The 4,896-nt window shown below is 46.4% G+C and carries 3 protein-coding genes; all 3 read left to right on the top strand.

Annotation, left to right across the window (positions count from 1 at the left end):
* Positions 1-368: 368 nt before the first annotated feature.
* The 3 genes from B2Z67_RS06285 to B2Z67_RS06275 all read left to right on the top strand — a co-directional run bounded on the left by B2Z67_RS06285 (position 369) and on the right by B2Z67_RS06275 (position 4,829).
* Positions 369-1,925, top strand: coding sequence for a glycoside hydrolase 43 family protein (locus B2Z67_RS06285; RefSeq protein ID WP_291528966.1), 1,557 nt, complete (start codon positions 369-371; stop codon positions 1,923-1,925).
* An 84-nt stretch (positions 1,926-2,009) separates the two neighbouring features.
* Positions 2,010-3,701, top strand: coding sequence for a glycoside hydrolase family 43 protein (locus B2Z67_RS06280; RefSeq protein ID WP_291528965.1), 1,692 nt, complete (start codon positions 2,010-2,012; stop codon positions 3,699-3,701).
* A gap of 33 nt (positions 3,702-3,734) precedes the next feature.
* Positions 3,735-4,829, top strand: coding sequence for an endo-1,4-beta-xylanase (locus B2Z67_RS06275; RefSeq protein ID WP_291528964.1), 1,095 nt, complete (start codon positions 3,735-3,737; stop codon positions 4,827-4,829).
* Positions 4,830-4,896 lie beyond the last annotated feature (67 nt).

The following is a 4,896-nucleotide window of genomic DNA, read 5'->3' as shown; positions in this document are numbered from 1 at the left end:
CTTATCACTAAACACTTATCACTAATCACTTATCACTACTCACCTATCACTACTCACTTATCGCTAAACACTACTCACTAACCACTTATCACTACTCATTGCGAAGTTCCGCTTCGCTAAACTATCATTTTTAAGTAGTCCGCCAATACCTTATTTGAAGAAAAACATTAATCGTATTTCCTACCTTCAGAGCGCCATACAGGTATGATGTAACATGAGTGAATGAAAATGAAACAACCGAAGGCAAAGATGTAATACCATTGAAAGAATGTGTAAAGTGATTATATGCGGTTATTGAACTCGATACAGTATATTTGCTGTCGGTAGATATTCTCTTTAGAACTCTAATAAAATTAAAGAATATAGTTATGCGAAATCGTTTTTATCTTTTTCTGCTGGTGATGGTAGCCTATAGTTCCGCTACTTTTGCACAGCCCGGCCCGGCTAAGAATCCGGTGATTTATGCCGATGTACCCGACATGTCAATGATTCGGGTGGGAGACACTTATTACATGAGCAGTACCACTATGCATGTAACTCCCGGAGTACCTATCATGAAATCCAAAGACCTCGTGAACTGGGAGCTTGTGAACTATTGCTACGACACCCTGGAAGACATGGACGAGATGAACCTCGCTAATGGCAAAAACACCTACGGGCGCGGCACGTGGGCAAGTTGCATCCGCTACCATAATAATATGTATTACGTGACAACCTTTGCCCAGACCACCGGAAAGACTTATATCTTCAGTACCAAGGATATAGAGAAAGGCCCCTGGAAAGTAAACACCTTCAAGCCTTCCTACCACGACCATACTGTGTTCTTTGATGATGATGGCCGCATCTATATGATTTGGGGTGGCGGCAAGCTGCGTATTGTCGAACTGAAAGAAGACTTATCCGGCGTTAAAGAAGGTACAGAACGAATCTTTATAGAGAATGCCAGCGCCCCGTCGGGAGATAAGATAGGTTTGCCCGCCGAAGGCTCCCAACTGTTCAAGGTAAACGGAAAGTACTATCTGTTTAACATTACCTGGCCCAGGGGAGGAATGCGTACGGTAGTTATCCATCGTGCCGACAATATAAACGGCCCCTGGGAAGGAAGAGTAGCTTTGCAGGATAAAGGTGTAGCCCAGGGAGGCATGATAGATACCCCCGACGGTAGATGGTTTGCTTATCTTTTCCGCGACAACGGTTCGGTGGGACGTATTCCTTACCTGGTTCCTATGGAGTGGAAAGACGGTTGGCCGGTAATCGGCATTGACGGGAAAGTGCCTGAAGCATTGGAACTGCCCGCCAGCAAAGGATTGATACCGGGTATTGTAGCTTCGGATGAGTTTACACGCAAGAAGAAAGATGCGCCCTTGCCGCTGGTTTGGCAGTGGAACCACCAACCGGATAATACCCTTTGGTCGGTCAGCGAGCGTAAAGGCTACCTGCGCCTGAAGACCGGACGACTGGACAATGAATTCACGCAAGCCCGCAACACACTGACGCAGCGGACAATCGGCCCGGTATGTTCAGGGATAACTTCCCTCGATGTATCCGGCATGAAAGAAGGAGACTTCGCAGGGCTTTCCCTGCTTCAGAAGAAATATGGATTAGTAGGTGTGAAATATGAAAACGGGGTAAAGAAGATTGTTATGGTGAGTGCGCAGACTGATAAGCCCGAAGAGGTGGAAAGTCTGCCACTAAACCGGGAGACAGTATTCCTGAAAGCCGAATGCGACTTTACCGACCGGAAAGATGTGGCTGACTTCTACTATAGCCTGGATGGCAAGAAGTGGACGAAGATAGGCAGCCAGCTTAAGATGGCTTATTCGATGCCGCACTTTATGGGCTATCGTTTCGGGCTTTTCAATTACGCAACGAAGACTCCGGGCGGCTATGCGGACTTCGATTACTTCCACATCAGTGATAAATAATAACTCTATAATTAGCATTTAGAAATGAGAAAAGTGAGTTTTACGCTTTTAAAGAGTAAGCGGATTATGCTATATTTCCTTTGTATGGCTATGTTTTCAATGGTAGGATTTGCTCAGGGCAGTAAGGGCAAGAAGGTGAAGAATGCTCCGGTGTTCTCACAAGTGGTTTATCAGGGAGATGATAAGGTGTACAACGAGAATCCGTTGAAAGCCGGTGAATTCTTTAATCCCATTCTCCAGGGCTGTTATCCCGACCCGGCTATTGTCCGGAAGGGAGACGATTACTTCCTGGTATGTTCCTCATTTGCCATGTTCCCCGGTGTACCCATCTTCCATTCGAAGGATTTGGTGAACTGGACGCAAATCGGGCATGTGCTCGACCGTACTTCGCAACTCAAAGTCCACGACACTGGCATCAGCGCCGGTGTGTATGCTCCCGGCATCAGCTATAATCCCAGTAATGATACGTTCTATATGATTACCACTCAGTTTGCCGGTGACTTTGGAAATATCATTGTGAAGACAAAAGACCCCTTCAAAGGCTGGAGCGACCCTGTCAAGTTGAACTTTGGCGGTATAGACCCATCTATCTTCTTTGATGATAACGGGAAAGCATACGTGGTTCATAACGATGCGCCGAACAGGGGCGAGGAAATCTATGAAGGACATCGTGTTATCAAGATCTGGGAGTATGATGTAGAGAAAGACCAAGTGATACAGGGAACAGACCAGATTATAGTAAACGGTGGAGTGGACTTATCCAAGAAGCCCATCTGGATTGAAGCGCCTCATATATATAAGAAGAACGGCCGCTATTACCTGATGTGTGCAGAAGGTGGCACAGGCGATTGGCATAGCGAGGTCATCTTTGTGAGCGACAGCCCTAAAGGCCCTTATGTTCCTGCTCCCAGCAATCCCATCCTGAGCCAGAGATACCTGAATCAGAACCGGCAGAATAAGGTAGACTGGGCAGGACATGCCGACTTGGTAGAAGGTCCCGACGGTAAATACTACGGCGTATTCCTGGCAATCCGTCCCAATGAGAAAGGCAGAGTAAACATCGGTCGTGAGACGTTTATCCTTCCGGTTGACTGGTCCGGTGAATTCCCTGTCTTTGAGAATGGGCTTATCCCAATGGAACCTAAACTGAAAACCCCTGCAGGTGTTGAAAACAAAACAGGTAAAGACGGTTACTTCCCCAATGGCAACTTTACGTTCACCGACAACTTCACCTCTCCACTGTTGGATTATCGTTGGATTGGTTTGCGCGGTCCTCGTGAAGAGTTTATCTCTGTACTGAAGGATGGAGGATTACAGATTACTCCGTTCCCGGTGAATATCAAGGAAGTGAAGCCCACCTCAACACTCTTCCACAGGCAACAGCATAGCAACTTCTCGTTCACTGCCACACTTAAATATACTCCGAAATCGGAAAAAGACCTGGCAGGTATCACCTGTTTGCAAAGCGAACGGTTCAACTACGTCTTTGGGGTAACTCAAAAGGACAAGGACTTCTACCTGGTATTGGAAAGAACCCAAAGAGGCAGGTCTGAAGTGCTTGCAAGTACAAAGATAGACGTAAAGAACCCCATCCGGCTGCAAGTGAAAGCTACAGGAGATGATTACAATTTCAGTTATTCCGCAGATGGAGCTGATTTCGTGCAGTTGGGCGGTACAGTGTCCGGAGATATCCTCTCAACCAACGTTGCAGGTGGCTTTACCGGTAGTTTGATTGGTTTGTATGCTACTTCTGCGAATGATATCCTTGTCAAATAGAAACTATTAAATAACAAAAAAGCAATTAAACTTATGAAGGTATTATTTAAGACCCTCTGCTGTCTGGGTATGGCGACAGCGATTACCGGTTGCACTCAGGAAACGAAGAAGCCTGATAACCTGAAAGATGCATATACCGATTATTTCACTATCGGTTGCGCCCTGAACATGGCGAATCTCAATTCTCCTGAACAGGTGGCGCTGATTACCGCCAACTTCAACAGTATCACCGCCGAGAATGACATGAAGCCTCAGCCTACACAGCCTGTAGAAGGACAATGGAACTGGGAGAATGCCGACAGGATAGCAAACTTTGCCCGTGAGAATAAGATTGCCCTTCGCGGACATTGCCTTGTGTGGCATAACCAGACCGCTGCCTGGATGTATCACGATGAGAATGGTGAGTTGGTGTCTAAGGAAGTCCTGTTCGCAAGACTAAAAGAACACATCCATACGATAGTAAACCGCTACAAGGACGTTATCTATGCATGGGATGTAGTGAATGAAGCTATTACGGATGATCCTGAAGCGGATATCCCTTACCGTCAATCTACTTACTATAAGATTGCAGGGGATGAGTTTATCAAGAAGGCATTTGAATATGCCCATGAAGCTGATCCTAAAGCACTGCTCTTCTATAATGACTATAACGAAACCAATCCCGCGAAGCGCGACCGTATATATAATATGGTAAAGAGCATGAAGGCGGAAGGAGTGCCTATTCATGGCATCGGTATGCAGGGGCATTACAACGTCTTGTCTCCCACGGAAGATGAGTTCAGACAGGCTATCGAACTTTACTCCCAAGTGGTTGACAACATTCATATCACCGAACTTGATGTCCGCATCAATACCGGAGAACAGGGCGGACAGCTTAGCGCAGAACAGGCAGCCGAAGAGTTGACACTGACAGCTGAGGCAGACTCGATACAGGTAGCCCAGTATGATATGTTGTTCCGCGTGATGCGCGAGCATAAGAATGTGATCCGTAATGTCACCTTCTGGAATCTGTATGATGGCGATACATGGCTGGACCGTCGTCGTGGCAACCGCCAGCGCAATTATCCGCTTTTGTTTGACGACAACCTTCAACCGAAGTCTTCTTATAAAAAGGTGATTTCGTTTTAAGTGTTTCGTGATTAGTGATAAATGATAAATGATTAGCAAGAGTATCTCTATTCTCCTCCTCCCGGGA

The organism is Bacteroides sp. UBA939 (assembly GCF_002293435.1).
Lineage (GTDB): Bacteria > Bacteroidota > Bacteroidia > Bacteroidales > Bacteroidaceae > Bacteroides.
Note: the sequence above shows the minus strand (reverse complement) of the source record. Positions and strands in the feature narration are given on the sequence as shown.